The organism is Mesorhizobium sp. M7A.F.Ca.US.006.04.2.1 (genome assembly GCF_004022915.1).
Taxonomy (GTDB): Bacteria; Pseudomonadota; Alphaproteobacteria; order Rhizobiales; family Rhizobiaceae; genus Mesorhizobium; species Mesorhizobium ciceri.
The window spans coordinates 1-1,094 of sequence record NZ_RZQA01001323.1; the positions used below are offsets into that span (position 1 = coordinate 1).

The following is a 1,094-nucleotide window of genomic DNA, read 5'->3' on the forward strand; positions in this document are numbered from 1 at the left end:
GCCCCCTGATGACCGCGGTGCTCAGGAGCACCGCGGTCATCAGGGGGCCGAACCTTGTCTCCTTGTCGGGGTTCGGCAGCGCCATCATCGTGTCGGCGCCCCTGATTCTGGCGACATTCTCGCTTATGGCTCTGGCTGTGGCAGGACGTGGGACAGTCGACCTTGCGGTCGGACCGTTGCTCGCCTTCATCAACGTCACGATCGTCAAGCTCAACGGCCTTGGCATCGTCACGGGTCCCTTTGGCGTCTTTCTGGTCGCCCTGGGGATTGGCGTTCTCTATCAGCTCTTCTTTGCCCTCATCATCATTTTCGTGCGCGTCCAGCCGATCATTGTGGCGCTCAGTGGCTTTCTGGCCCTGACCGGCATCAATCTCGTCATCCTCCCAAGACCTGGCGGCACCGCACCGGACTGGATGTCGTCCTGGGGCCTCGGCAACACGATCTTTTCACCGATCTTGCTGATAGTATTGCTGGCTATAGCGGCCTGGCTGCTGTTCACCATGACCTCGTTCTACGCGAATTTGCGTTTGATGGGCTACGATGAGCGTGCGGCCTATACGAGCGGCGTCCGGATCAATGTGGTGCGGATCGGTGCCCACGTCATCGCCGGCCTCTTCGTTGGCTTGGGCGCGATCTGCTATACCGCGCTGATCTCGTCCGGAGATCCGACGCAGGGCACCACCATGACGCTGACGGCGGTGACCGCCCTGGTGCTGGGCGGGGTCAGCCTGTCCGGTGGACGCGGTGGCGTGGCAGGGGGGTTGCTGGGCGCGGTCAACCTCTTTCTTATCGGCTATGTTCTTGCCACGTTCAATTTCGGGTCCACGCAAGCCTTTGTGACGCAGCTCTTCTACGGGCTGATCCTCGTTCTGTCGCTCCTGCTGACCCTGCTGGTCCCCATCATCGGGCGCTACCTCCACTTCATTTCACCCTTTGCGGCCTTCGTTGTTCTGGGCTGCCTGGTCGTCGGAATCATGCTGTATGTCAGCACCCGCGATACCTATGGCGTGGCGGCCGTCGCAGGCCAGGCCTTCAAGTCCGATCCGGACGTGATGACTCGCTACCTGCTGCTGCCCGTACAGGCGGGGGGGGGG

The 1,094-nt window shown here is 61.9% G+C and carries 1 protein-coding gene; it reads left to right on the forward strand.

What is annotated here, in order from left to right:
* Positions 1 to 1,094: hypothetical protein (locus tag EN925_RS36990; protein ID WP_206633155.1), on the forward strand; the 1,094-nt coding region annotated here is incomplete at both ends.